The sequence below is a fragment of the Nonomuraea fuscirosea genome (assembly GCF_003001935.1).
In the GTDB taxonomy this organism is placed as follows: domain Bacteria; phylum Actinomycetota; class Actinomycetes; order Streptosporangiales; family Streptosporangiaceae; genus Nonomuraea; species Nonomuraea fuscirosea.
In genome coordinates, this window is record NZ_PVNG01000013.1 from 18,670 (window position 1) to 43,520 (window position 24,851).

Here is a 24,851-nt window from a genome sequence, read left to right on the forward strand (position 1 = left end):
CGCCCGGCCGGCCTACGGGCCGCCCCCGGGACCGCCCCCGGGTCCGCCCCCGGGTCCGCCGCAGGGGCCGCCCCAGGGACCGCCGTACGGACGCCCGCAGTACGGGCCTGGGCCGGGGTACCCGCAACAGCCGCCGCCTCCGCCGCCGCCCCCCATGCCGCCACCCCAGCAGTGGCAGCGGCCGCCGCAGAAGAAGTCGGGGATGGGCGTCGCGGGGGTGCTCGGCGCCGTCTTCGGGTCGCTGGCGGCGCTCTTCGTGCTGCTCGTCATCGGGATCGCGGTGATCGGCAACGCGTCGAGCTCGGAGACCTCGACGCCGGTCGCGATCCCGACGTACGACCCCGACGAGTACGAGCACACCCCGGATCCGAGCGACCGGCCCACCGAGCGTTCCAGCGACCGGCCCACCGAGCAGCCGACCGAGCGGCCCACGGAACGCCCGACGGAACGCCCGACCCAGCGGCCGACCCAGCGGCCGACGACGCGGCCGACGACGCCCGCCCGGGTTTCGGTGAACACGAGCCTGCGCAACAACACGATGTACCGGGCCGGCTCGCTGCCCCGGCTCAACTGCCGCGGCGGCAACGTCAACCAGTTCAACCACGGCCAGCTCAAGGCGCTGATCCTGAAGACCGGCAGGTGCATGGACAAGGCGTGGCAGCCGATCCTGGAGAAGCAGGGCATCCGGTTCCGCCCGCCCAACTACGCCATCGCCTCCAGGAAGGGCAGGGGCGCCTGCGGCGACTATCCGTCGCCGGGGAGCATGGTGCCGTACTACTGCCCGCGCAACAGCACCATCTACGCCTCCACCTCCGCGCTGGCGTCGGGTGTCGGCAACGCCCCCGGGTACGGCGAGATCATCAGCTGGCACGGCGGCACCATCAGCATGATGGCCCACGAGTACGGCCACCACGTCCAGAACATCACCGGCCTGATGAACTCCTGGTGGTCCTCGACCCTGGAGTCCAGCAGCCAGAGCGGCAAGCTGGCACTGAGCCGCCGGCTGGAGCTCCAGGCAACCTGCTTCGCCGGCATGTGGATGCGGTCGGTCGCGTCGTCGTACCCGGTGAACACCGCCCAGCGCAGCCGGCTGTTCTGGTTCTACGGTCAGGTCGGCGACTGGCCGGGCCGGCCGCGCGACCACGGCAAGCCGGCGAACAACAATCTCTGGTTCCGCCAGGGGTGGGAGAAGAGCAAGACATACCAGTGCAATACGTGGCTGGCGAGCTCGTCGACGGTCTCCTGACAGCCGCGTGGCGTTCATCTCATGTTGAGCACATGTCTCTGTTGTCCATATATGGGGACTAGAATCCTGGCAATCTTGTGCCCATCGGGGGGCAAACGTCAGTTTTGCCTGGTAGACGCGTAAGGAGCCGGGTGTGAGCAATCGCGATGGGGTAGACACCGTGCCAGAAGGCAAGAAACGGCGCCCCATCCGACGAACGCGGCCGAGCGCCCAGCGGGGCGCCGGCCGTGCCAAAGGCGCTCCCGCCGCCCCGCGCTTCGCCAAGCCGCTGACGCCGGGCGCCGTCCTCGGCTGGACCGCGCTGTCGGCCATCGTGCCCGGTGCCGCTCACCTGCGGGCCGGGCACCGCCGTACCGGTTTGGTCCTGGTCAGCGTGTACGCGGTGCTGCTGCTGGGGGCCCTGGCCTACGGCCTGAGCGTGGCCGGCGACCTGTCGAACGTGGCGGGCCTGGCCGGCGACGGGGCGATGCTCGCGGTGGTCATCGGCGCCTCGGTGCTGGCCCTGGCCTGGTTCGCGCTGCTGGTGACCTCCTACGTGGCGCTGGGGCCGAACAAGCTGCCCCAGCAGGGCCAGATCCTGACCGGCATCGTGGTGGGCCTGCTCTGCGTGACCGTCATGTCGCCGTTCGCGCTGGCCGCCAACAGCGTGCTGACCGTGCGCGACGCGGTCGGCGCGATCTTCCCCTCGGAGCCCGACTCCGACAATCCCGCCGTCGCCCAGAACCCGGAGGACCCCTGGGACGGCAAGGAGCGGGTCAACTTCCTGCTCATAGGCGGCGACGCGGCCGGTAACAGGACCGGCGTGCGCACCGACAGCATGAACGTGGCCAGCGTGGACCTCAAGACCGGCACGACCGTGCTGTTCAGCCTCCCGCGCAACCTCCAGCACGTCCGCTTCCCCCCGTCCTCGCCGCTGCACAAGCAGTTCCCGAACGGCTTCATGGCCGAACTGCCCAACGGCGGCCTGCTCAACGAGGTCTGGCAGTACGCCACCGACAACCCGCAGCTCATGGGCGGCCGGAACAAGGGCCCGCGGGCGCTGATGGACGCCATCGGCTACACGCTGAACCTCAAGATCGACTACTACATGCTGATGAACATGTACGGCTTCGCCGACCTGGTGGACGCCATCGGCGGCCTGCGGATCAGGGTGGAGCAGGACGTCAAGTGGGGCGGCCTGTACGGCACCGCCGGCGTGATCAAGGCCGGCGAGCGCAAGCTGACCGGCGAGCAGGCCCTCTGGTACGGCCGCTCCCGCGTCGGCAGCGACGACTTCTCCCGGATGAGCCGCCAGCGCTGCGTCATCGGCGCCTTCGCCCAGCAGGCCACGCCCACGGTGATCCTGACCAGGTTCAACAAGATCGCCGGCGCGGCCAAGCGGCTGGCCCAGACGAACATCCCCCGGCACCTGGTGCAGCCGCTCGTCGAGCTGGCCGTCAAGGTCAAGGGGGCCAAGATCACCAGCCTGCAGTTCGTGCCGCCGGAGTTCTACTCGGGCCGGCCGGACTGGGCGAAGATCCGTACCGCCACGAAGAAGGCGATCAACGACTCGCTGCGCCCGGCCCGGCAGGCGCAGACGGCCGGCGTCAGCGCCTCCCCGAGCGTGACGGCGTCCAGGACCCGCACGGTCACGCCGCAGCGTCCCACGCAGACGCCCACCCGCAACTCGCAGCGGGCCGGCGCCAAGGGCCTCGACGAGCTCTGCGGCCTCTGAGCCCACGCCTCTTGGGAGCCGTGTCACGGCGAAGGCCCTTGTAAGGCGCCAGGAGCACGATCCCGGGGCCGCGGGCGGCCGGGGTGAGCCCCGGGGTCAGCCGAAGGTCACCGGCAGGCTCACGGGCCCGCGCACGGTCAGGCTGGCCCGCCAGCGCAGGCGTTCCCGCGGCACCGCGAGGGCGAGCCCCGGCAGGCGGACGACCTGGCTCAGGGCGGCGCGGCCGGTGACGCGGGCCAGCAGGGCGCCCAGGCAGTAGTGCGGCCCGTGGCCGAAGCTGAGGTGGGCGTTGTCGGTCCGGGTGAGGTCGGGCAGGTCGGGGTCGGCGAAGCGGCGCGGGTCGCGGTTGGCGGCGGCCAGCGCCACCAGGACCGGCTGACCGGCGGGCAGGAGCACGCCGCCCAGCTCCACCGGCTCCAGCGGGAAACGCCAGGTGGCCAGCTCGACCGGGCTGTCGTGGCGCAACAGCTCCTCCACGGCCGATTCGATCAGCTCGGGCCTGGCCCGCAGCAACTCCAGTTGCCGGGGGTGGCGCAGCAGCGTGTACGTGCCCAGCGCGATCAGCCCGACGGTCGTCTCGTGCCCGGCGACGAGCAGCAGGAAGATCATCGACAGCAGCTCGTCCTCGCTGAGCCGGTCGCCGTCGAGCGCGGCGGCGGTGATCGTGCTGATGAGGTCGTCGCCGGGCGCGTGCCGCCTGCCCTCGACCAGCCCGCGCACGTAGCCGGCCAGCGCCCGCAGCGCCTCGGGCCGGCTCTCCCCCGGCACCGCCTCGGAGGACACCACCGCCGTGGTCCACCGCTGGAAGTCCGTCCGGTCGGCCATCGGCACCCCCAGCACATCGCACAGCACGCCCGACTGCAGCGGCGAGGCGAAGCCGGCCACCAGGTCGTCGCCCGGAGTCAGCCCGGCGGCGAGCGCGCGGGCCGCCTCCTCGATCCCCGGCCGCAGCTCCGCCAGCCGGCGCGGGGTGAAGAAGACGGAGACCAGGCGGCGCAGCCTGGTGTGCTCGGGCGGGTCGGTGGTGAGCAGGTGCGTGCCGAGCCCGGCGCGGTCCTCCAGCGGCCGGCCGCGCCCCGCCTCCCGCCAGTCGGCGGGGGCGTGCCGCGGGTCCTTGCTCAGCCTCGGGTCGGCGAGCGCGGCCCTGGCGTCGTCGTAGCGGGTCACGAGCCAGCCGTACAGTCCGCCGCGCAGTTTCACGAAGTGGGGCGCGCCCGTTTCGCGCAGCCCGGCGTAGGCGGGATAGGGGTCGGCGAGCAGCCCTTCGTGGCCGGGCAGCATCTCCTCCAGCATGCGTCCTCTCCGGGTGGGCCGATCCGGCGTCGGAACGGGGTCGCGCGAAATCCGGTCATGTCATGAAAGCGGCCCGCGGGGCGACGCGGCAACCCGCGGGCCGATTCCCCGGCTGTTCGCCGAGCTGTCCGGAAATCCCGCCGGCGCGTGCGGCGCTCACCCGGCCGTGGCGGGAGTTCCGGGAACCGCACTGGTGCCGCCCGGGTCGGCCGCACCCGGGCGACGGGCAAGCTGAATTTCCCTTTTCATGGCGCCGATCACCGTTATCCGGAAAGCCTGATGCCTCTACCTCACCTCGCGATCGGCGACAAATCAACCGTCGCCGAAAACAAATCCCCTGACCCGTGGTCAAGCGATCGCCGAAATCAATTCCGTATTCGCGGCGGCCGGTCACACCAGGGCGGAGTTCTTCTTCGGCAGCAGGACGAGCGCGCCGACGTAGAGCAGGGCCGCCACGATGAGCAGGCCCTTGTAGCCGATCACCAGCGCCACGTACTCCAGGCAGCCGCCGACCATCGCGCCCAGCAGGTTCGCGCCGAAGGAGGTGGTGGCGTCGGCCGTCTCGGCGAAGCGCTTGGCGAAGATCACGTTGGCGGCGAAGATGGGCAGGAACGCCACCGTCACGGCGGCCACCGCGCGCACCGGGAGCGGCAGGCCGAGCAGCCACTCGTTCGGCACGAGCCAGGCCAGCAGCAGGCCGGCGAAGAGCACGCTGTACATGACCGGCAGGGGCGGGACGCGGAAGCGGCGGGTCACCTCGACGGCGGCGAGCACCGCGACGAGCACGCCGGCGAAGACGATCGCGTTGACCACCCAGGTGGTGCCGAACAGCAGCGCGAACCCGGTCACGCTCTTGGTCTCCAGCAGCATGAAGCCGACGCCCAGCAGGAACAGGTCCGCGTACGGGCGCATCCGCCGGTACGGGCCGGCCACCACGCGCACGGCGAGCAGGCTGACGATGAGGATCAGGCCGAGCGTGATGACGTAGATCGGCGGGATCGTGGCGTCCTTGAGGTAGAGGAAGGGCCGGTCGTCGCCGGCCGGCTCGGGGGTGCCCGCGGCCGCGCCCGGCCATTCGGTGGCGCAGCGCTGGTCGGCGGCGCCCAGGCCGGCGGTGATCACGGCCTGCTGCCCGGCGGTGCTGACCACGTCCACGCACGGCTTGTGGCCGAACGCGCGCTGCATGGTCGAGGCGAGCCGGTCGACCAGCCAGCTCTCCCGGTAGTAGTTGTACATCGAGAACGTGCCGCCCGGCCGCAGGTGGGCGCGGGCCGCCCGCATGGCCTCCTCGGTGAACAGGTAGCTCTCCAGGCGCAGCGAGCTGGCGCCGGAGACGAGGGTGAGCGAGTCGGGCAGGGCGAACAGGATCAGGTCGTACTTCTCGCCGGTGCGCTCCAGGAAGGCGCGGCCGTCGGTGACGTGGGTGGTGACGCGGGGGTCGTCGTAGGGCCGGTCGGGGTGGACGGAGCCGCCGAGCTCGCGCAGCTTGGGGTCGATCTCCACGGCGTCGACGCGGGCGGCGCCCTTGGACAGGGCGATCGCCACGTCGGTGCCGCTGCCCGCACCGACGATGAGCACGTCCTTCGGCGGCTTGGTGGTGCGCTCGTACGGCAGGCCGTACTGGGCCTCCCACTGCAGGCGGGCGGCGGCGGGCACGGCCTGCTGGTGCGGGATGCCGTTGACCGCGATGTCGGTGACGGGGATGCCGAGCTGCTGCAGCTGCCTGGTGGTGACCTTGTAGTACGGCGACCAGAGCGCCCCGGCGGTGAGCGTCTCGGCCAGCAGCAGCCCGACCACGGCCACGGCGGGCACGACCACCATGAGCACCCACGGCACGGGCGGCCGGGGCACCAGGAGCAGGCCGTAGCAGACGGCCGCGATCAGTCCCCAGAACACCGGCGGCGCGCTCAGGAACGACAGCGCGGTGAACGCCGCGATGCCGGTGAGGCTGCCGATGAGGTCGTAGCGGTAGGCCTCCAGGCGGGGCAGCTCGGGAAAGCACCGGCCGACCAGCTCGGCCGGCCCCATGAGCACCACGGCCGCGGCGCAGAAGATCACCGGCAGGATCGCCCAGGCGGGCGGCCCGCTGGTGGCCAGGCTCGTCCAGTACAGGACGCCTTCGGTGTTGCGGTCGACGGTGACGGGGAAGGTCAGCACCACGATGACGAGCAGGGCGAGCACGACGGGCGAGTAGTAGGGCTGCCGCCGCGAGCGCCCCACGCGCAGGAAGCCGAGCCCGATGCCGAGAAACGACCCGAGCAGCACGAAATTGGTGAAATAGCTGAGATGGACGATGTTGGACCCGGTCCACCGGATCAGCGCCAGCTCTAGGAAGAGCATGAAGGCACTGGCGAGGACGAGCCTCGGCCGCACCGCCAGCCAGTGTGCTTTTTCCCCGTCGTCGACCGGCTTCTGCGCCTGGAGCGTCATGATGTCTCACCGTAGTGAACGGACGGAAAACAAGGAAGTCCGACGCCCCGGGAGAAACGCCGGCCGCTTCACGGCGAAAGGGGCGTTCGGCCCTTCCTCACTCCTGTTCGCGGTTGAACACCCGGGTGCCGATCGTCAGGCTGATCGCGGTGAAGACGACGGTGACCGCCACGCCCACGGCCACGGTGCCGGTCGCGTACCGGCCGGCGAACAGGTCGCGCAGCGCCTCCAGCACGTAGCGGAACGGGCTCAGGTAGGACAGTCCGTCGAGCCAGCCCGGCGCCATCGACATCGGCAGCAGCGCGCCCGACAGCAGGATCAGCGGCATCACGGCGGTGCTCATCACCGGCGCGAAGAGGTTCTCGTCGATCGTCAGCGCGATCGCGTACGACAGCGCGGCCAGGCTCGCCCCCAGCACGACGACCAGCACGAAGCCGGCCGCGAGCCCGGCCGCCGGCGCCCGCAGCCCGAAGGCGAAGGCCACCGCGAGCAGCAGCGCCGTCTGCAGGACCAGCGTGACGACGTTGTTGAGCACCCGCCCGAGCAACAGCGCCAGCCGGCCGGCGGGGGTGACGCGCAGCCGTTCCAGCACGCCCATGCGCTTGTCGAAGACCACCCCGAACCCGGCCATGCCCGTGCTGAGCAGCCCGAGCTGGAGGATCAGGCCGGGCACCAGCGTCTCCCACGTGCCGAACGTGGCGAAGATGGGCCCGAACAGCACCAGGAACAGCAGCGGCTGGATCGCGCCGAAGGCGATGCCGACCTTCTGCCGCAGGGTGACGCTCAGCCCGTGGCGGAACAGCACCCACGTCTCGCGTGGCATCAGGCCTCCTTGCCGGTCGGCACGTCACTCTGCTCGCGCGGCGACCTGCCGGTGATGTCGAGGAACACGTCGTCGAGCGTGCGCCCGCCGGTCTTGAGCGCGGCCGGGGCGCCCTCGGCCACGATGCGGCCGTGGTCGATGATCAGCACCCGGTCGCAGAGCGCGTCGGCCTCGTCCAGGTAGTGGGTGCTGAGGAACACCGTCATGCCCTGATCGGCGCGCAGCGAGCGGATGAGGTCCCACAGATTGGCCCGGCTCCCCGGGTCCAGGCCGGTGGTCGGCTCGTCGAGGAAGAGCAGCGCCGGATCGTGCAGCAGGGCGAACGCGATGTCGAAGCGGCGGCGCTGGCCGCCTGACAGCGCGGCGGGGAACGCGGTCTCCAGGCCGGTGAGCTCCATCCTGGCCAGGACCTCCTCCGCCCTGGCGGCGACCTCGCGCCGGCTCAGGCCGTACAGCATGCCCTGCAGCTCCAGCTCGCCCTTCACCGGCGAGACGGGGGGCATGGCGCCGCTCTGGGCGACGTATCCGATGCGGCGGCGCACCTCCTTCGGCGCGCCGATCAGGTCGTGGCCGGCCACCGTCGCGGTGCCCGCGGTGGGGCGCAGCAAGGTGGTCAGCAGGCGCATCGTCGTGGTCTTGCCGGCGCCGTTCTGGCCGAGGAAGCCGACGATCTCCCCCTGCTCCACGCAGATGTCGACGCCTCTGACGGCTTCGGCGCCGCCCTTGAAGGTCTTGCTCAGACCCATGGTGTTGATCATTGTATCGCCTCCAAAATTTAAGTAACCACAATTTTGGAGTGACTGCAAGTTGGATAGGATGGGGGCATGGCTGAAGGGCTGCGGGAGCGGAAGAAGCGCGAGACGCGGGAGCGCATCTCCGACATCGCGACGGGCCTGTTCCTGGCCCGGGGGTTCGACAACGTGACGGTGGCCGAGGTGGCGCGGGCCGCCGACGTGTCGGTCAACACGGTCTTCAACTACTTCAGCACGAAGGAGGACCTGTTCGCCGACCGCTACGACCTCGTGGTCGACCTGCCGCAGCAGGTGCTGCGCGAGCGGGGGCCGGGAGAGGGCGTGGTGCGCGCGTTCCGGCGCGACTACCTCGGCGCGATCGAGACGCGCGACTGGCGCTACGGGCTCAACGCGGGCAACGACGCCTTCTCACGGGTGATCAACGACAGTCCCGCGCTGACGGCCCGGCTGCGTGACGTCCATCTCCAGCGGGAGCAGGGCCTGGCGCGGGCGCTGGCCGGCGAGCTCGGCGCCGATCCTGGCGACCTCGTCCCGCGGGTCGCGGCGGCGCAGATCCTGGCCGTCACCCGGATCCTGAGCGAGCGCGCCCAGGCCATGACGCTGGCCGGCGAGCCGTGGGAGCGGATCGGGCCGCTGCTGACGGCGCAGGCCCACCAGGCGTTCGACCTGCTGGAGAACGGGCTGGGCGACCTTTAGCGCGAAGGGGTCTCAGATGTCCGACAGGGCGCCGAGGAGGCCGAACAGCAGGCCGATGGCCACTAGGCCCAGGGTGAGGATCAGCATCGCGCTGCTGATGATGCCGCAGATGCGGCCGGCCTGGACGTGGCCGCGGTTCTCGTAGAAGTAGCCGCTGCCGTCGATCTCACGCAGCGCCTTGTTGCCCATCGACCAGGCGAAGGGGCCGATGAACGTGCACACCACCAGGCTCAGGATCCCCAGCACGAGGATGGTGGTGCCGTTGGGGTGGCTCTGCGGCACGGGACCGTAGGGGCCTTGGCCGTAGTCGGGATAGGACATGGTCGTATGGTCCCCCACATCGACAAGTCAGGGGGGTTTTATACCACAGTCCTCGGGTTGATCATATTGCGTCATCATGGTGCCGACCTGATCCACCCCTGAGGAGCCTGCACCCGTGCGCGAACGCACTCGAGCCCTGCTCGCCCACCGGCATTTCCAGCGGTTCATCATCGGCCTGATCGTGCTGAACGCGGCCACCCTCGGCATGGAGACCTTCCCTCCCCTGGTCGAGCGGTACGGCAGCCTGCTCACCGTGATCGATCATCTCGCGCTCTACATCTTCGCCGCCGAGCTGATCGCCAAGATCTACGTCGAACGCGCCGCCTTCCCGCGCGACCCGTGGAACATCTTCGACACGATCATCGTCGGCATCGCCTTCGCCTCCACGACCGGCGGCCTGTCGGTGCTGCGGGCGCTACGCATCCTGCGGGTGCTGCGGCTGCTGTCGGTCGTGCCCAGCCTGCGCCGCGTAGTCTCGGCGCTGCTGCGGGCGATGCCGGGGATGAGCTCGATCGTGGTGCTGCTGTCGCTGGTGCTGTACGTCGCCGCGGTCATGGCCACGAAGCTGTACGGCCAGACCGCGCCCGATCGCTTCGGCGACCTGCCGACCTCGCTGTTCACCCTCTACCAGACGATGACGGGCGACGACTGGGGCAACATCGCCAGGGAGGTGATGAGCCGGCATCCGACGGCGTGGATCTTCTTCACCATCTTCATCCTCGTGTGCACGTTCGTCGTGCTGAACCTCTTCCTGGCGGTCGTGGTGAGCGCCATGGACGAGGAGAGCGAGGAGGAGCGGGCCGAGGAGCGGGCGGAGCGGGCCGAGGAACTGGCGGCGATCGAGGACACGACGGCGCACACTCAGCGGATCCTGGACGAGCTGGCCGCGCTGCGCGCGGAGGTCGCCCACCTGCGCGAGACGTTGCCTGACGGCGTGCGGGAGCGGTCCGAGCCGCAGCCCAGGCGCTCACGCCGGGCCAAGGCCGGCCGCAACTGACCACCCGGCCGCGATCAGGCGCGGCCGTTCCCGGAGGCGCGGCGGTTCCCGGAGGCGCGGCCGTTCCCGGAGGCGCGGCCCGCGCCGGCGGCCGGGACTACGCGGCGGCGGCGTCGGGGGCGGTGCCGGGGGCCTCGCCGCCGCGGTGGCGGTAGGCGACCCGCCACAGGGCCACGAGCAGCAGCAGCACGACCACGAGCCAGCCGGGCAGCAGCCCGGACACCGCGGCCACGATCGGCGGCACGAGGACGGAGGGCACGGCCCAGCCCCAGATCCAGCGCCGCTCGGCCCGCAGGGCCAGGCCCAGCGCCGCGGAGGCGGCGAAGTACACCGCCAGCCCGCCGCCCAGCACCCAGCCGGCCCCGCCGTGCAGGTGCGCGCCCGGCTCGGCGGCGACCACGCCCAGCCCGGCCGCCGTCGCGGTGAGGCCGGCCGTCATGGCGAAGTGCGCGGGCAGGGCCACGTACGCCTTCAGCCCCCGCTCCGCTGCGCCGGGGACGGCGCTGAGGCCGTACTGGAGGGTGATCCACCACAGTGAGACGATCAGCCCGAACCCCGCCAGGGCGGCCAGCGCCAGCTCCGGCCCCCAGGACTGCCCGGAGGCGGCCAGCACGACCTGCATGACGGCCTCACCGAGCACGATGATCACGAACAGTCCCAGCCGCTCCCCCAGATGGACCGGCTCCAGCACGGCGGGGGCGTACTGGCCGGGCGCGGGGCGGGACCTGATGAGGTGCCTGTCGCGCTTCATCCGCCGCCGGATCTGCTCGTTCAGCTCCTCGATCATGCGCTCGGGCCGGCGGCCGCGGGCCACGGAGAAGCCGAGGTCGAGCAGCACGCCGATGCCCCACATGACGTAGCGCCAGGGGCCCTCGACCCAGATGGACGCGATCCACGGCGTCAGCCCCGCGCCCAGCTGGGCCGCGGGCCACGCGGTCATGATCGCGCCGGCCCGCTGGAGGCTTCTGGAGGCGCTCGACCTGGAGACGATGTACGCGGCGATGAACCAGCCGTCGTGCGTGCCGCCCGCGTCCATCTCGCGGGCGACGTCCGGCGCGGCGGCGGCCATCACGGCGATGCCGAACATGCCGATCAGCATGCTGAGCATGCGGGTGCGCTCGGCCCGCACGTTCGAGTACAGGGTCAGGGCGGTCCACACGCTCCAGACCGCGTAGTACAGGACGACGAAGAGCGCCACGTCCGGCCAGGTCGGGTGGGCCAGCCGGTGGGCCAGCTGGATCACCGCCACCACGACCACCAGGTCGAAGAACAGCTCTAACCAGCTCGCGTGACGCTCTTCCGCTGCACTCACGGCTAACGAGAATAGAACTCCACCACGAGCTGCTCGTCCACGGGGACCACGATCTGCTCGCGCTCGGGCCGGCTCACCAGCGTGAAGCGCAGGTCCTTCAGCTCCACCGACAGGTACGCGGCCGTGCGCTCGTCGGCGTGCACGCCCTCGGCCGCCGCGACGAAGGGCTGCATCTGGCGCGAGCGCGTCCGTACGGAGACGACCTGTCCGGGCTTGACCAGATAGCTGGGGATGTCGACCTTGCGGCCGTCCACGGCGATGTGGCCGTGGGCGATGTACTGGCGGGCGGCGTAGATCGACGGAGCCAGTCCCGAGCGCAGCACGAGGGAGGCCAGGCGGGTCTCCAGCAGGGTGACGAGCTCGGCGCCCGAGGCGCCCGGCTTGCGTACGGCGAGGTCCCAGTAGCGGCGCAGCTGGCGCTCCGACACGTCGTAGTACCAGCGCAGCTTCTGCTTCTCCAGCAGCCGCAGGCCGTAGTCGCCGGTGTTGCGGCGGTTGGTCTTGCGCCCGTGCTCGCCCGGCGGGTACGGGCGCGTCTCGAAGTAGCGGACGGCTTTCCTGGTCAGCGGGACGCCCGCGCGACGCGACAGTCGCACCTTCGGGCCGGTGTAGCGCACGTTCACCTCGATGTGATTAGGTAATCCTTACTTAGGCAAGCCTAACCTACACCATTGGTCTCCAAGGAGGCGTCATGCTGCCGATCCCCGAGCGGGTCCGCACCCTCGCCGCGACCGCCGACGTCGCCAAGCTCACCGTTGACGGCGCCCCCTCCCCCGCCCGCGGCGGGGTGGACGAGCGCGGCCGTCCCGTGCTGCTGGTCCGGCCCGGCGAGGCGCTGCACGGCCTGCGCGCGGACGCCGTCGTGGCCGTCAACCTGACCTCGATGCGGCAGCTCGGCCCGGTGACGCATCCGCGCGGGCTGCTGGAGGTGCAGGGCTGGGCGGAGGCCGTGCCGGAGGCCGAGGCCCGTGCCGCGGCGGTGGCGGTGGCCGCGCACAGCGCCGACGAGAGCCTGTTCGAGGCGCTGGAGCGGTTCGGGCGGCCGGACGCGCCGCGGTTGCTGCGGCTGGACGTGGGGCAGGTCGTGTACCTGACCGGGCAGGAGTCCGGGCTGCTGGACGCCGACGACTACCTCGGGGCGGCGCCCGACCCGCTGTCGGAGACGGCCGAGCGGGTGCTCGCGCACGTCAACTCCGCCCACCGGACGCAGCTCACCGCCGGGGTGACCAGGCAGCTGGGGGAGCCGGCGGCGGAGGTGTGGCTGTGGGAGCTGGACCGGTTCGGGGCGACGGTACGGGTGGACGAGACGCTCGTCCGCTTCCCCTGGCCGGTGCCGGCCCGCTCCGACCTGTGCCTGGAGACGGCGCTACGCGGCCTGCTCTGCACCTGCTGACCCGCGCGCGCACTCACCTGTGCGGGTGCTGACCCGCGCGTTCTGGCCCGTGCGCGTTCCGGCCCGTGCGCGGCCTGGACGGGGCCTGGACGCGGGCTGGACGCGGGCCGGACACGGTCTGGACGCGGGCCGGACGCGGGCCGGGGTCAGGACTGGCCGGCCTCGACCGGGGTGGGCAGCGCCGGGGTGCGGCGCAGGGTCGTGAGGGTCATGGTCTCGTCCACGGCCTCCGGTGACAGCACATGGTCCAGCACCATGACCGCGCAGCCGCTGATGCCCGCCCCCGCCCCGAGCCGGCTCGGCTCGATCCGCAGCCGGCGGGTGGCCAGCGCGGTGGAGCGGCGGTAGACGACCTCGCGGATGCTCGACACCAGCGGCCCGAACGCCTCCGCGACGTCGCCGCCCAGCACCACCACCGACGGGTTGAGGATGTTGACCGCCCCGGCCAGCACCTCCCCGATGCGCCGCCCGGCCTCGCGGACCGTGGCCATCGTCTCGGCGTCGCCCGCGCGCACCAGAGTCGTCACGTCGGCGATGGTCCGCACGTCCTTGCCCCGGCCGCGCAGTTCGCGCAGCAGCGCGGTGCCGCTGGCGACGGAGTCGACGCAGTCCATGTTGCCGCAGCGGCACAGCACCCCGCCGCCGTCGATCACCGGGATGTGCCCGATCTCGCCGGCCGCGCCCATCGCGCCGCGCAGGATGCCGCCTCCGGCGATCACGCCCGCGCCGATGCGGGTCGAGATCTTCACGAACATCAGGTCGTCGAGCTCGGGGTAGGTGCCCCGGTGCTCGCCGATGGCCAGCACGTTGACGTCGTTGTCCACCAGGACGGGCACGGGGAAGCGCTCGCGGATGATCGGCGGGATGACCACGCCGGTCCACGAGGCCATGACGCGGGCGCTCTCCGTACGGCCCTGGGCGAACTCGACCGTGGCCGGCACGCCCATCCCGACGCCTCTGATCATCGCGCGTGGCCGGTCGCCGAGCAGGTCGTCCCAGGTGTCCATGAGCAGCGGCAGCACGGTGTCCGGCCCCTGCTCGACGTCCATCGCGAACTCGCGCCCGGCCAGCTCACGGCCGGCCAGGTCGCACACGGCCACTCTGGTGCGGCTGGCGCCGAGCGCCGCCACGAGCACCACGCCGCCCGAGGCGTTGAACTCCAGCCGGACCGGCGGGCGCCCGCCCGTGGAGGGGGCGTCGGTCCGCTCCACGACGAGCCCGCGTTCGAGCAGCTCACCGACGCGCAACTGCACCGCGGGACGCGACAGGCCGGTGACCCGGCCCAGGTCGGCGCGCGTCACGGCCTCACCGGCGCGGATGAGGCGGAGCACCTCGCCACTCGTGGCGAGCGCGGCTGCGGTACGTCGAGGCATCGGCTAAGTGAACCACACGGGGTTGTGTAATGAAAAGTGACGACTTTTTCATCTCAGATACCAAAACTCCGCTTGTGCACGACCCAAACTCTCGTTAGTGTCCGTTCTGTCCCTGCTTGGTAGATCCCCCGGAGCCCGGAACCGTGTCGACCGCACCACCGAACGTCCCCGTCCACCCCGGCACCCACCCCGTCACCCACGCCGCCGACCTCGTCGTCTTCGGTGGCACGGGCGACCTGTCCATGCGCAAACTGCTGCCGGCGCTCTACCACAGCGACAGGGACGGCAGGCTCGCCCCGGAGACCCGCGTCATCGCCCTGTCCAGGGGCGGGCTGACCGACGCCGACTTCCGCGGCAAGGTGGACGCCGAGGTACGCGACAGCGTCCCGGTCGACGACCCCGGCGTGTGGCAGCGTTTCCTCGGCCGGCTGCACCACGTGTCGGTGGACGTCGGCCACGGCGCCGGCACCGAGGCGGGTTCCGGCTGGAGCGCGCTGGCCACGCTGCTGGCCGGGCACGAGGACCGGGACCGGATCTTCTATCTGGCCAGCCCGCCCAGGACGTTCGGCCCCTTCTGCCGCGAGGCGCACGAGGCCGGTCTGGTGACGCCCCGCTCGCGCGTGGTGCTGGAGAAGCCGCTGGGCAACGACCTGGCCAGCGCGCAGCGCATCAACGACGAGGTCGGCGCCATCTTCGACGAGCGCCAGATCTTCCGGATCGACCACTACCTGGGCAAGGAGACGGTGCAGAACCTGCTGGTGCTGCGCTTCGCCAACGCCTTCCTGGAGCCGATCTGGAACTCCCTGTGGATCGACCACGTCCAGATCACCGCCGCGGAGACCGTCGGCACGCCCGGCCGCCGCGGCTACTACGACCACGCGGGCGCGCTGCGCGACATGGTGCAGAACCACCTGCTCCAGCTGCTCACCCTGACCGCGATGGAGCCGCCGGCCCGCAACGACCGCGAGGCCATCCGCGACGAGAAGGTCAAGGTGCTCCAGGCGCTGCGGCCGATCGCGGGCGGCGAGGTGGAGCGCTTCACCGTGCGCGGCCAGTACACCGGGGCCGGTGACCTGCCCGGCTACCTCGACGAACCCGGCTCCACGCCGACGACCGAGATGTCCAGCCGGGTGGAGACGTTCACCGCGATCAGGGCCGAGATCAGGAACTGGCGCTGGGCCGGGGTGCCGTTCTACCTGCGCACCGGCAAGCGGATGCCCTACCGGCGCTCGGAGATCGTGGTGCAGTTCAAGGACGTGCCGCACGCCATCTTCCCCGGCGGCACGCCGAACCGGCTGGTCCTGCGGCTGCAGCCGGAAGAGGGCATCGAGCTGCACATCATGGCCAAGGAGCCGGGCGCGGGCGAGGTGGCGCTGCAGCCGGTGCCGATGTCGCTGAGCTTCGGCGAGACGTTCACGGCACGGGTGCCGGAGGCGTACGAACGGCTGCTGACCGACGTGCTGGCCGGGAACCCGACGCTGTTCATGCGCCGCGACGAGGTCGAGGCGGCCTGGCGCTGGATCGATCCGATCCAGGACGCCTGGAAGGCCACCGCCGGCCTGCCCGAGCCGTACCCCGCCGGCACCACCGGCCCCGCAGGAGCGCATGAGCTGCTCGGCCGCAGCGGTCGCGCCTGGCACGAGGAGGAAGCGTGAACGAGCGAACCAACCGATCCGGCGGAGGAAACCCCGTGAACACCCTCATCCAGGAGATCACCGACCGCATCGCCGAGCGCAGCGCCGTCAGCCGGGCCGCCTACCTCGACCGGATCCGCCGGGACGGCGAGCAGGCCAGGGCGAACGGCCCGGCGCGGGCGCACCTCGGCTGCGCGAACCTGGCGCACGGCTTCGCGGGCGCCACGGGCGAGGACAAGCCGGCCCTGCGCGCCGCGGCCAAGCCGGGCGTGGCCATCGTGACCAGCTACAACGACATGCTGTCCGCGCACCAGCCGTACGAGACGTACCCGCCGGAGCTGAAGGCGGCCGTGCGCAAGGCCGGCGGCGTGGCCCAGGTGGCGGGCGGCGTGCCGGCGATGTGCGACGGCATCACCCAGGGCCGGGCGGGCATGGAGCTGTCGCTCTACAGCCGCGACGTGATCGCCATGGCCACCGCGATCGCGCTGTCGCACGACATGTTCGACTCCACGCTGCTGCTGGGCGTGTGCGACAAGATCGTGCCGGGCCTGTTCATCGGGGCGCTGCACTTCGGGCACCTGCCCGCGATCTTCGTGCCCGCCGGGCCGATGACGTCGGGCCTGCCGAACAAGGTCAAGGCGCGCACCCGCCAGCTCTTCGCCGAGGGCAAGGTCGGCAGGGTCGAGCTGCTGGACGCCGAGGCGAAGTCGTACCACTCCCCCGGCACCTGCACCTTCTACGGCACCGCGAACTCCAACCAGGCGCTGATGGAGGTCATGGGCCTGCACCTGCCCGGCTCGACGTTCGTCAACCCGCACACCGAGCTGCGCCACGCCCTCACCGAGGCCGCCGGGCGCAGGGCGGTGGAGATCACCGCGCACGGCGCCGACTACACGCCGATCGGCGAGCTGGTGGACGAGAAGTCCATCGTGAACGCCTGCGTCGCGCTGCTGGCCACCGGCGGCTCCACGAACCACACGCTGCACCTGGTGGCCATGGCCGCCGCCGCGGGCATCGTGCTGACCTGGGACGACCTGGCCCAGCTGTCGCGAGTGGTGCCGTCCCTCACCAAGATCTACCCCAACGGCCAGGCGGACGTGAACCACTTCCGCGACGCCGGCGGCATGCAGGTGCTCATCGGCGACCTGCTCGACGAGGGCCTGCTGCACGCCGACGTGCTGACGGTCGCCGGCCCCGGCCTCGACCGCTACCGCGAGGCGCCGGAGCTGGTGGACGGCGAGCTGGTCTGGTCGCCGGTCACCGGCGGCAGCTCCGACCTGGACGTGCTGCGGCCGGTCGCCAAGCCGTTCTCGGCCGACGGCGGCATCCACATGGTCGAGGGCAACCTGGGCCGCGCGGTCAGCAAGGTGTCGGCGGTCAAGCCGGAGCACCTGGTCATCGAGGCGCCGGCCAAGGTCTTCCACGACCAGCTCGACCTGCTGAAGGCGTTCGAGGCGGGCGAGCTGGACGGGCAGGACTTCGTGGCCGTCATCCGCTACCAGGGCCCGAGCGCGAACGGCATGCCCGAGCTGCACAAGCTCACCTCGCCGCTGGCCGTGCTGCTCGACAGGGGGCAGCGGGTGGCGATCGTCACCGACGGCCGCATGTCGGGCGCGTCCGGCAAGGTGCCGGCGGCCATCCACCTGTCGCCCGAGGCCGCCGACGGCGGGCCGATCGCGCTGGTGCGCGAGGGCGACGTGATCAGGCTCGACTCCGCGGCGGGGACGCTGGAGCTGCTGGTGCCGGCCGAGGAACTGGCCCGGCGCGCGCCCGAGGGCCGGCCGCTGAGCGACGCGCAGTGGGTCGGCACCGGGCGCGAGCTGTTCGCCGCCTTCCGCCGGATGGCGGGGCACGCCGAGCAGGGCGCGGGCATCTTCGGCGTGAGCGGCGCCGAGTCGCCGCACCACGGGCCCGGCCTGGGCTTCCCGGCCGAGGCCGGCTCCTCGCACCTGGAGACGGGCGCGCCGCTCGGCGCCCGGCCGGCCGGACTGTCCCGGTGACCGGTCCCACGTCTGTCCGGCGGGTCGCGCCGGTCCGGCGGGCTGTGTCCGCTCGGGGGCTTGTGTCCGTTCGGGGAGCTGTGTCCGTTCGGGGGGTTACCGACCTGACAGAGCCCGTACGTACTCGCCGTCCCCTCTGGGGTGGCGCGGGCGGTCGTGGGATCCTTCGGAGTACGGCGAGCGATCTTGACGCCGCCCCGGACGCCGGAGGTATGCGTGAGTGCCTTTGACCTTCCCTGGCTGGTGGCCGACATCGGAGGGACCAACGCCCGGTTCGGCCTGGTCACCTCGCTCGGAGCGCCCCCGTCGAACGTCGCGGTGCTGCCGGGGGCCGACCATCCGACCCTCCCGGACGCCGTCACCGCCTACCTCGCGACGCACGCGGGCGGGGTGCGACCAGGGGCGGCCTGCCTGGCCCTGGCCGGGCCGATCGACGGCGACGACTACCGGCTCACGAACTCCTCCTGGGCCGGCTCCGTACGCGATCTCGGCATCCCCTACGCCCGGCTGCTGAACGACTTCGAGGCCCTGGCCGTCTCGCTCCCCCACCTGGAGGGCGCCGACCTGGTCTCCCTGGGCGGGCCCGCGCCCGGCCACGGCGTCAAGGCGGTGCTCGGACCGGGGACCGGGCTCGGCGTCGGCGGCCTGGTGCCGGTCGACGACGGCTGGGCCCCGATCCCCGGCGAGGGCGGGCACGTCACGGTGCCGGTGGTGGAGCCGAAGGAGTTCGAGGTGGTGCGGGCGCTGCGCGCGCAGGGCCTGCCGCACGTGGTGGCCGAGCACCTGCTGTCCGGCCCGGGGCTCGTCCGGCTGCACCGGGCGCTGGCGTCGGTGAACGGCGTCGCCGCTCCCGATCTGACCGCCTCCGACATCGTGGCCAGGGTGGACGACTCGTTGTGCGCGGAGACCGTCGAGGTGTTCTGCGGGCTGCTGGGCGGCTTCGCCGGCAACGTGGCGCTGACCCTCGGGGCCAGGGGCGGGGTCTATCTGGGCGGCGGGGTGCTGCCCCGTATCGTGGAACGCGTGCGGGCCAGCGGTTTCCGTGCCCGGTTCGAGGCCAACCCCGACATGGCCGCCTACCTGGCGGGCATCGGCACCGCGTTGATCGTCGCGCCGCAACCGGCGCTGACGGGCGCGGCGGCCTGGCTGAGCCGGCGGGCCCGCAAGGAGCTCGTGAGCTGACCGGGCCACCTGCTCGCACCGAACGACCTGTGCGGGACGGCCGGACCTTGGCCGTCCCGGACCGCACGACTTGAACTAGCAGCGGCCCCCGTGGTGGTGGCCGATGAGGAGAGAAGCATCCATGAGCCTGCTCGATCTCGCCCCGGTGATCCCCGTCGTGGTGATCGATGACGTGGAGACCGCGGTGCCGCTGGCCCGGGCGCTGGTGGCCGGTGGGCTGCCGGCCATCGAGGTGACCCTGCGCACGCCGGCCGCGCGCGAGGCCATCGCCAGGATCGCCGCCGAGGTCCCCGAGGCGACCGTGGGCGCCGGGACGGTCAGGACCGCCGACGACATCTCCGCGTCCGTGGCGGCCGGGGCCAGGTTCCTCGTGTCTCCGGGGACGACCCCGTCGCTCGTCGAGGCGCTGGAGGCCAGCGGTGTGCCGTTCCTGCCGGGGGCGGTCACCGTGTCCGAGGCGATGGCGCTGGCCGAGCGCGGGATCAAGGAGCTGAAGTTCTTCCCGGCCGAGGCCGCGGGCGGCGTCACGTACCTGAAGTCGCTCGGCGGGCCGCTGCCCGACGTGCGCTTCTGCCCGACCGGCGGCATCCGCGTGGAGACCGCCCCCGACTACCTGGCGCTGCCGAACGTGGGCTGCGTCGGCGGGACGTGGCTGACCCCGGCGGACGCGCTCGCCTCGGGAGACTGGGCGCGGGTGGAGAAGCTGGCCGCGGAGGCCGCCGCACTCCGCTGACGCGCGCGTACGGCTCCTGCCCCGGGCGTGCGACGGGGCCGGTGCCAGAGGGGCCTGCGCCGGGCGTCAGCTCCAGATCGACACGTGCACCGTGGGCCGGAAGCGGCTGCGGGGGACGCCGTCGTCCGGGGTGCGCATGACCTGGGTGGCCGCGGGCGTCGTGAGGAAGTCCATGAACGTGCCCGCCGCCGCCGAGCGCGCCGCCGGTTCGAGGGTGGTGGCGTACCAGTAGGCGGCCAGCGGGGTCGCCGCGGTCTCGATGGGGACGAGTTCGCCCCTGCGCAGCTGGGAGGCCACCAGGTGGGCGGTGGCGGGCGCGACGCCGGCGCCCTCGGCCGCCGCCTTCCAGGCCGCCGTCTGGTTGGCGAAGACCCGTACCTGCGCCTCCTTGACCCGTAACAGGCGCAGCAGGCGGCTGGTGTCGCTGGCCGGGTCGGTGCCTGAGGGGCCGACCAGCCAGTGGTCCCTGCGCCCGTGCGGCGAGCCGACCGCGATGAGGCGGCAGCGCAGAACCGGCCGGCTCACCAGGCCGTCCCCGGCGAGCTGGGCCCCGAGCGCGACGTCGGCCAGGCGGCTGGACAGCAGCAGCGGGATCTCGGCGGTGGCGGCCACGCCGGTGGTGGCGTCCACCTGCTTGCGCTGGGTGAACAGGCAGAGCAGCGGGCCCGCCACGTACTCGGCCATTGCCGCGTCCATCACCACGTGCAGGCGGGCGGGACGGCCCGGCTGGACGGCGGCGACCGCCTCGGCTCCGAGCGCGACGATCTGCGCGGCGATGCCGAGCAGCCGGCTGCCGCCCTCGGTGAGCACCATCCGGTCGCCCGAGCGGGTCACCAGCGGGTCCCCGAGGTGCCTGCGGAGCTGGGCCAGCGACTGGGAGACGGCGGGCTCGCTGACGCCGAGCGCCCGTGCCGCGGCCTTGACGGATCCGAGTCGGGCGACGAAGACGAACGCGCCGAGCTGGCTGAGGGTCACCCACCCTTCATAGTTCGCCGCACCTCATTAAGGAAAGCCTTATTTACCGATTGTCGGGATAAATCGGTAACAGCAATGTGCAGTCATGCAGGTTCCCGCGACGTTCGAATACGAGAGGGCCGACAGCGTCACGCACGCCCTCGAACTCCTGGAACGCTACGGCCCCGAGGCGAGGGTCGTGGCGGGCGGGCACAGTCTCATCCCGATGATGAAGCTCCGCCTGGCCCAGCCGGAAGCGCTGATCGACATCAACGGCCTGGCCGCTGAGCTGGGGCGGATCGCCGTCGAGGGCGGTGAGCTGGCGATCGGGGCGCTGGTGCGGCACGCGGAGTTGCTGGAGAGCGCCACCGCCACCGACCTTTTCCCGATATTTCGTGATGCGGAGCGTGTTATTGCCGACCCGATTGTGCGAAATCGGGGGACCGTTGGCGGCTCCCTGTGCCAAGGAGATCCTTCGGAGGATTTGTCGGCGGTGTTCGCGGCATTACGGGCGACCGCCGTCATTCAAGGACCGGGCGGAACGCGTACGGTGCCGGTCAGGCTGTTCCACGAAGGTCCTTACGAGACCGCGGTCGGGCCGGGCGAGCTGCTGATCCAGCTGCGCGTGCCGGTCGCGCCGGGGACGGGCAGCGCGTACGAGAAGGTCGAGCGGCGCGTCGGCGACTGGCCGGTCGCGGCGGCGGGCGCGGTGCTCAGGGTCGAGGACGGCGTGATCGCGCAGGCCGGCATCGGGCTGACGGCGGTCGGCGCCGCGCACTTCTGCGCCCCCGAGGCCGAGGAGCACCTCACCGGGCGGCCCCCGGGCGCGGAGGCGTTCGCCGAGGCAGGGCGGATCGCCGCCGAGCACTGCGCGCCCAGCGCCGACCAGCGCGGGCCCGCCGACTACAAGCGTCATCTGGCCGCCGAGCTGACCCGGCGCGCGCTGGCCACCGCAGCGGGGAGGATCTGACATGCGGATCACGGTCACGGTGAACGGGCAGCCGTACACCAGGGACGTCGAGCCGAGGCTGCTGCTCGTGCACTTCCTGCGCGACGAGCTGGACCTGACCGGCACCCACTGGGGCTGCGACACCTCCAACTGCGGCGTCTGCACCGTCCAGCTCGACGGCGTGCCGGTCAAGTCGTGCACGGTGCTGGCCGTCATGGCCGACGGGCACGAGGTGACCACGGTCGAGGGCCTGGAGCGGGACGGCGAGCTGGACGCGGTGCAGAAGGGGTTCGTGGAGTGCCACGGGCTGCAATGCGGGTTCTGCACGCCGGGCATGCTGCTGACCGCGCGCTGGCTGCTGGACCGGAACCCGGACCCGGACGAGGGGCAGATCCGCGAGGCGATCTCGGGTCAGCTGTGCCGGTGCACGGGCTACGAGAACATCGTGCGGTCGATCCGATGGGCGGCGGAGGCGGGCAGATGAGCTACGGACCCATGCACCGCAAGGAGGACGCGCGCTTCATCAGGGGGCGCGGCAACTACACCGACGACGTGCGGCTGCCCGGCATGCTGTACGGCGCCATCCTGCGCAGCCCGCACGCCCACGCCCGCATCGTCTCGGTCGACACGAGCGCGGCCGAGGCGCATCCGAAGGTCAGGGCCGTCATCACCGGCCAGACCCTGGCGGGGCTCAACCTGGCCTGGATGCCCACGCTGTCGCAGGACACGCAGGCCGTGCTGGCCACGGACAAGGTGCGCTTCCAGGGGCAGGAGGTCGCGTTCGTGGTGGCGGAGGACGCCTACTCGGCCCGCGACGCGCTGGAGCTGATCGACGTCGAGTACGAGCCCCTCGACGCGGTCATCGACGCCAGGAACGCCCTCGACCCCGGCGCCCCGGTGATCAGGGACGATCTCGAAGGGCGTACCGGCAACCACATCTTCGACTGGGAGGCCGGCGACCGGGCGCGGACCGACGCGCTCTTCGAGCAGGCGGAGGTGACGGTCGCGCAGGACATGATCTACCCGCGCGTGCATCCGGCGCCGCTGGAGACGTGCGGCGCGCTGGCCGACTTCGACAAGGTCACCGGCAAGCTCACGGTCTGGTGCCCGACGCAGGCGCCGCACGCGCACCGCACGCTGTACGCGATGGTGGCCGGGCTGCCCGAGCACAAGATCCGGGTGATCTCGCCGGACATCGGCGGCGGCTTCGGCGGAAAGGTCGGGATCTATCCAGGATATGTCTGCGCGATCGTCGGCTCGATCGTCACCGGCAAGCCGGTCAAGTGGATGGAGGACCGCTCGGAGAACCTCATGAGCACCGCCTTCGCCCGCGACTACCACATGCGCGGCGAGGTCGCCGCGACGCGCGACGGCCGCATCCAGGCGATCAGGGTGAAGGTGCTGGCCGACCACGGCGCGTTCAACGGCACCGCGCAGCCGACCAAGTTCCCGGCCGGCTTCTTCCACGTCTTCTCCGGCTCGTACGACATCGAGGCCGCCCACTGCGAGGTCACCGGCGTCTACACCAACAAGGCCCCCGGCGGCGTCGCCTACGCCTGCTCCTTCCGCGTCACCGAGGCCGTCTACCTGGTCGAGCGCATGGTGGACGTGCTGGCGGCCGAGCTCGGCCTGGACCCGGCCGAGCTGCGCATGCGCAACCTGCTCAAGCCGGAGCAGTTCCCCTACACCTCGCCCACCGGCTGGGAGTACGACTCCGGCGACTACCCCAAGGCGCTGCGCCTGGCCATGGACATGGCGGGCTACGACAAGCTCCGCGCCGAGCAGGCCGACAAGCGGGCCAGGGGCGAGCTGATGGGCATCGGCGTCAGCTTCTTCACCGAGGCCGTCGGGGCGGGCCCGCGCAAGCACATGGACATCCTCGGCCTCGGCATGGCCGACGGCGCCGAGCTGCGCGTGCACCCGACGGGCAAGGCGGTGCTGCGGGTGTCGTGCCAGTCGCAGGGCCAGGGGCACGAGACCACGTTCGCCCAGATCGTCGGACAGGAGCTGGGCATCCCGGCCGACGACGTGGAGGTCGTGCACGGCGACACCGACCAGACGCCGTTCGGCCTCGGCACCTACGGCTCGCGCTCCACCCCCGTCTCCGGCGCCGCCGCGGCCCTGGTGTCGCGGAAGGTGCGCGACCGCGCCAAGATCGTCGCGGCGGCCATGCTGGAGGCCTCACCCGACGACCTGGAGTGGGCCGACGGGAAGTGGTCGGTGGTGGGCGACCCGTCCGCCGGCCGGTCGATGGCCGAGATCGCGCTGGCCGCGCACTCCAACCTGGAGCTTCCCGACGGCGTCGAGGGCCACCTGGACGCCGTCACCGTCTACAACCCGCCCAACCTGACCTATCCGTTCGGGGCCTACATCTGCGTCGTGGACGTCGACCCCGGCACCGGGCAGGTGAAGGTGCGCAGGTTCGTCGCGGTGGACGACTGCGGGGTGCGGATCAACCCGATGATCGTCGAGGGGCAGATCCACGGCGGGCTGGCCGACGGCGTGGGCATGGCGCTCATGCAGGTGATGGCGTTCGACGAGGACGGCAACCACCTGGGCGCCTCGTTCATGGACTACCTGCTGCCGACCGCGATGGAGTGCCCGTCGTGGGAGCTGGGCGCGACCGTGACGCCCTCGCCGACGCATCCGATCGGGGCCAAGGGCGTCGGGGAGTCGGCCACGGTGGGGTCGCCGGCGGCCGTGGTCAACGCCGTGGTGGACGCGCTGGGGCCGTACGGGGTGCGGCACGCGGACATGCCGCTCACTCCGGCGAACGTGTGGCGGGTCGTCAACGGCGATCCCTTCCGTACGGACCTGGCGATCCCGTGAGCGGGCGGGGCCGCGCACGCGGCGGCGCGGCGGAGGAGAGGTCGTGACCGAGTTCCTGGGCATGCCGGCGCCCCGCCCATCCGGGCGGGCGCCGGGCCCGCACGCCGCTCATCCCCCGGGTCTGGACGCCGCACATCCTCCGGGCCCGGATTCCGCTCATCCCCCGGGCCCGGATTCCGCTCGCTTCCCTGGTCCCGAGGCCGTCCGGTCCCGGGATCTG

General features: G+C 72.0%; 21 protein-coding genes. 12 read left to right on the plus strand and 9 right to left on the minus strand.

The window, feature by feature from the left end; translation table 11 throughout:
* Positions 1–154: 154 nt before the first annotated feature.
* Both B0I32_RS28335 and B0I32_RS28340 read left to right on the plus strand, forming a co-directional pair.
* On the plus strand, positions 155–1,246 hold the full coding sequence (locus B0I32_RS28335; protein WP_106244974.1) for a neutral zinc metallopeptidase: 1,092 nt from the start codon (positions 155–157) through the stop codon (positions 1,244–1,246).
* 133 nt (positions 1,247–1,379) lie between these two features.
* Positions 1,380–2,960, plus strand: coding sequence for an LCP family protein (locus tag B0I32_RS28340; RefSeq protein ID WP_106244976.1), 1,581 nt, complete (start codon positions 1,380–1,382; stop codon positions 2,958–2,960).
* A gap of 96 nt (positions 2,961–3,056) precedes the next feature.
* Here the strand turns inward: B0I32_RS28340 and B0I32_RS28345 are convergent, their stop codons facing one another.
* The 4 genes from B0I32_RS28345 to B0I32_RS28360 form a co-directional block, all read right to left on the minus strand.
* Positions 3,057–4,253: a cytochrome P450 family protein gene (locus tag B0I32_RS28345; protein WP_106244978.1), complete on the minus strand. Its 1,197-nt coding sequence runs from the start codon at positions 4,251–4,253 to the stop codon at positions 3,057–3,059.
* Between the two features lie 390 nt (positions 4,254–4,643).
* Positions 4,644–6,683: a spermidine synthase gene (locus B0I32_RS28350; RefSeq protein WP_106244979.1), complete on the minus strand. Its 2,040-nt coding sequence runs from the start codon at positions 6,681–6,683 to the stop codon at positions 4,644–4,646.
* Positions 6,684–6,780: 97 nt separating this feature from the next.
* Complete coding sequence (locus B0I32_RS28355) at positions 6,781–7,506, minus strand: ABC transporter permease (RefSeq protein WP_106244981.1); 726 nt, start codon at positions 7,504–7,506, stop codon at positions 6,781–6,783.
* Entirely contained in the window at positions 7,506–8,252 is a 747-nt protein-coding gene (locus B0I32_RS28360; protein ID WP_245956088.1) for an ABC transporter ATP-binding protein, read from the minus strand. The genes B0I32_RS28355 and B0I32_RS28360 overlap by 1 nt, the downstream gene beginning before the upstream one ends.
* A gap of 78 nt (positions 8,253–8,330) precedes the next feature.
* Here B0I32_RS28360 and B0I32_RS28365 point away from each other — a divergent pair, with 78 nt between their 5' ends.
* Positions 8,331–8,954: a TetR/AcrR family transcriptional regulator gene (locus B0I32_RS28365; protein WP_106244984.1), complete on the plus strand. Its 624-nt coding sequence runs from the start codon at positions 8,331–8,333 to the stop codon at positions 8,952–8,954.
* Between the two features lie 12 nt (positions 8,955–8,966).
* On the opposite strand, the gene B0I32_RS28370 is transcribed toward B0I32_RS28365, so the two are convergent.
* Positions 8,967–9,275 carry a DUF4190 domain-containing protein gene (locus tag B0I32_RS28370; protein ID WP_106244986.1) on the minus strand — a complete coding sequence of 103 codons (309 nt, stop codon included), beginning with the start codon at positions 9,273–9,275 and terminating at the stop codon, positions 8,967–8,969.
* Positions 9,276–9,390: 115 nt separating this feature from the next.
* Here B0I32_RS28370 and B0I32_RS28375 point away from each other — a divergent pair, with 115 nt between their 5' ends.
* Positions 9,391–10,272 carry an ion transporter gene (locus B0I32_RS28375; RefSeq protein ID WP_106244988.1) on the plus strand — a complete coding sequence of 294 codons (882 nt, stop codon included), beginning with the start codon at positions 9,391–9,393 and terminating at the stop codon, positions 10,270–10,272.
* A 97-nt stretch (positions 10,273–10,369) separates the two neighbouring features.
* Here the strand turns inward: B0I32_RS28375 and B0I32_RS28385 are convergent, their stop codons facing one another.
* Both B0I32_RS28385 and rpsD read right to left on the minus strand, forming a co-directional pair.
* Positions 10,370–11,584 carry a low temperature requirement protein A gene (locus tag B0I32_RS28385; protein WP_106244990.1) on the minus strand — a complete coding sequence of 405 codons (1,215 nt, stop codon included), beginning with the start codon at positions 11,582–11,584 and terminating at the stop codon, positions 10,370–10,372.
* Between the two features lie 2 nt (positions 11,585–11,586).
* Complete coding sequence (gene rpsD, locus B0I32_RS28390) at positions 11,587–12,201, minus strand: 30S ribosomal protein S4 (protein ID WP_106245387.1); 615 nt, start codon at positions 12,199–12,201, stop codon at positions 11,587–11,589.
* Between the two features lie 74 nt (positions 12,202–12,275).
* On the opposite strand from rpsD, the gene B0I32_RS28395 reads away from it, so the two are divergent.
* A complete protein-coding gene (locus B0I32_RS28395) occupies positions 12,276–12,977 on the plus strand; it encodes a DUF2470 domain-containing protein (protein WP_106244992.1) in 702 nt (233 codons plus the stop codon).
* A gap of 146 nt (positions 12,978–13,123) precedes the next feature.
* Here B0I32_RS28395 and B0I32_RS28400 read toward each other — a convergent pair whose 3' ends face one another.
* Positions 13,124–14,350, minus strand: a complete 1,227-nt coding sequence (locus B0I32_RS28400; protein WP_106244993.1) for an ROK family transcriptional regulator — start codon at positions 14,348–14,350, stop codon at positions 13,124–13,126.
* 143 nt (positions 14,351–14,493) lie between these two features.
* Here B0I32_RS28400 and zwf point away from each other — a divergent pair, with 143 nt between their 5' ends.
* From zwf to eda, 4 genes are all read left to right on the plus strand, one after another.
* Positions 14,494–16,005, plus strand: coding sequence for a glucose-6-phosphate dehydrogenase (gene zwf, locus B0I32_RS28405; protein ID WP_106244995.1), 1,512 nt, complete (start codon positions 14,494–14,496; stop codon positions 16,003–16,005).
* A 35-nt stretch (positions 16,006–16,040) separates the two neighbouring features.
* Positions 16,041–17,984, plus strand: coding sequence for a phosphogluconate dehydratase (gene edd / locus B0I32_RS28410; RefSeq protein WP_106244997.1), 1,944 nt, complete (start codon positions 16,041–16,043; stop codon positions 17,982–17,984).
* Between the two features lie 216 nt (positions 17,985–18,200).
* Complete coding sequence (gene glk, locus B0I32_RS28415; protein WP_106244999.1) at positions 18,201–19,166, plus strand: glucokinase; 966 nt, start codon at positions 18,201–18,203, stop codon at positions 19,164–19,166.
* Positions 19,167–19,287: 121 nt separating this feature from the next.
* Positions 19,288–19,899, plus strand: coding sequence for a bifunctional 4-hydroxy-2-oxoglutarate aldolase/2-dehydro-3-deoxy-phosphogluconate aldolase (gene eda, locus B0I32_RS28420; RefSeq protein WP_106245000.1), 612 nt, complete (start codon positions 19,288–19,290; stop codon positions 19,897–19,899).
* A 66-nt stretch (positions 19,900–19,965) separates the two neighbouring features.
* Here the strand turns inward: eda and B0I32_RS28425 are convergent, their stop codons facing one another.
* Positions 19,966–20,874, minus strand: coding sequence for a LysR family transcriptional regulator (locus B0I32_RS28425; protein ID WP_106245002.1), 909 nt, complete (start codon positions 20,872–20,874; stop codon positions 19,966–19,968).
* Between the two features lie 85 nt (positions 20,875–20,959).
* On the opposite strand from B0I32_RS28425, the gene B0I32_RS28430 reads away from it, so the two are divergent.
* Genes B0I32_RS28430 through B0I32_RS28440 form a run of 3 tightly spaced genes read left to right on the plus strand, consistent with a single transcriptional unit; the run spans position 20,960 to position 24,631 of the window.
* Positions 20,960–21,823, plus strand: a complete 864-nt coding sequence (locus B0I32_RS28430) for an FAD binding domain-containing protein (RefSeq protein ID WP_106245004.1) — start codon at positions 20,960–20,962, stop codon at positions 21,821–21,823.
* Position 21,824: 1 nt separating this feature from the next.
* Positions 21,825–22,286, plus strand: coding sequence for a (2Fe-2S)-binding protein (locus B0I32_RS28435; RefSeq protein WP_106245005.1), 462 nt, complete (start codon positions 21,825–21,827; stop codon positions 22,284–22,286).
* The gene (locus B0I32_RS28440; RefSeq protein ID WP_181307873.1) at positions 22,283–24,631 is read left to right on the plus strand and encodes an aerobic carbon-monoxide dehydrogenase large subunit; all 2,349 of its coding nucleotides are present in this window, start codon (positions 22,283–22,285) and stop codon (positions 24,629–24,631) included. Before B0I32_RS28435 ends, B0I32_RS28440 begins: the two co-directional genes overlap by 4 nt.
* Positions 24,632–24,851: the final 220 nt, after the last annotated feature.

Coding starts and splice junctions, on each gene's coding strand:
- B0I32_RS28440 (WP_181307873.1), top strand. CDS start 22,283: ATGAGCTACGGACCCATGCACCGCAAGGAGGACGCGCGCTTCATCAGG.
- B0I32_RS28400 (WP_106244993.1), bottom strand. CDS start 14,350: ATGCCTCGACGTACCGCAGCCGCGCTCGCCACGAGTGGCGAGGTGCTC.
- B0I32_RS28345 (WP_106244978.1), bottom strand. CDS start 4,253: ATGCTGGAGGAGATGCTGCCCGGCCACGAAGGGCTGCTCGCCGACCCC.
- eda (WP_106245000.1), top strand. CDS start 19,288: ATGAGCCTGCTCGATCTCGCCCCGGTGATCCCCGTCGTGGTGATCGAT.
- B0I32_RS28355 (WP_106244981.1), bottom strand. CDS start 7,506: ATGCCACGCGAGACGTGGGTGCTGTTCCGCCACGGGCTGAGCGTCACC.
- B0I32_RS28350 (WP_106244979.1), bottom strand. CDS start 6,683: ATGACGCTCCAGGCGCAGAAGCCGGTCGACGACGGGGAAAAAGCACAC.
- B0I32_RS28395 (WP_106244992.1), top strand. CDS start 12,276: ATGCTGCCGATCCCCGAGCGGGTCCGCACCCTCGCCGCGACCGCCGAC.
- B0I32_RS28435 (WP_106245005.1), top strand. CDS start 21,825: ATGCGGATCACGGTCACGGTGAACGGGCAGCCGTACACCAGGGACGTC.
- B0I32_RS28335 (WP_106244974.1), top strand. CDS start 155: ATGCCGCCACCCCAGCAGTGGCAGCGGCCGCCGCAGAAGAAGTCGGGG.
- B0I32_RS28370 (WP_106244986.1), bottom strand. CDS start 9,275: ATGTCCTATCCCGACTACGGCCAAGGCCCCTACGGTCCCGTGCCGCAG.
- B0I32_RS28360 (WP_245956088.1), bottom strand. CDS start 8,252: ATGGGTCTGAGCAAGACCTTCAAGGGCGGCGCCGAAGCCGTCAGAGGC.
- B0I32_RS28430 (WP_106245004.1), top strand. CDS start 20,960: ATGCAGGTTCCCGCGACGTTCGAATACGAGAGGGCCGACAGCGTCACG.
- B0I32_RS28365 (WP_106244984.1), top strand. CDS start 8,331: ATGGCTGAAGGGCTGCGGGAGCGGAAGAAGCGCGAGACGCGGGAGCGC.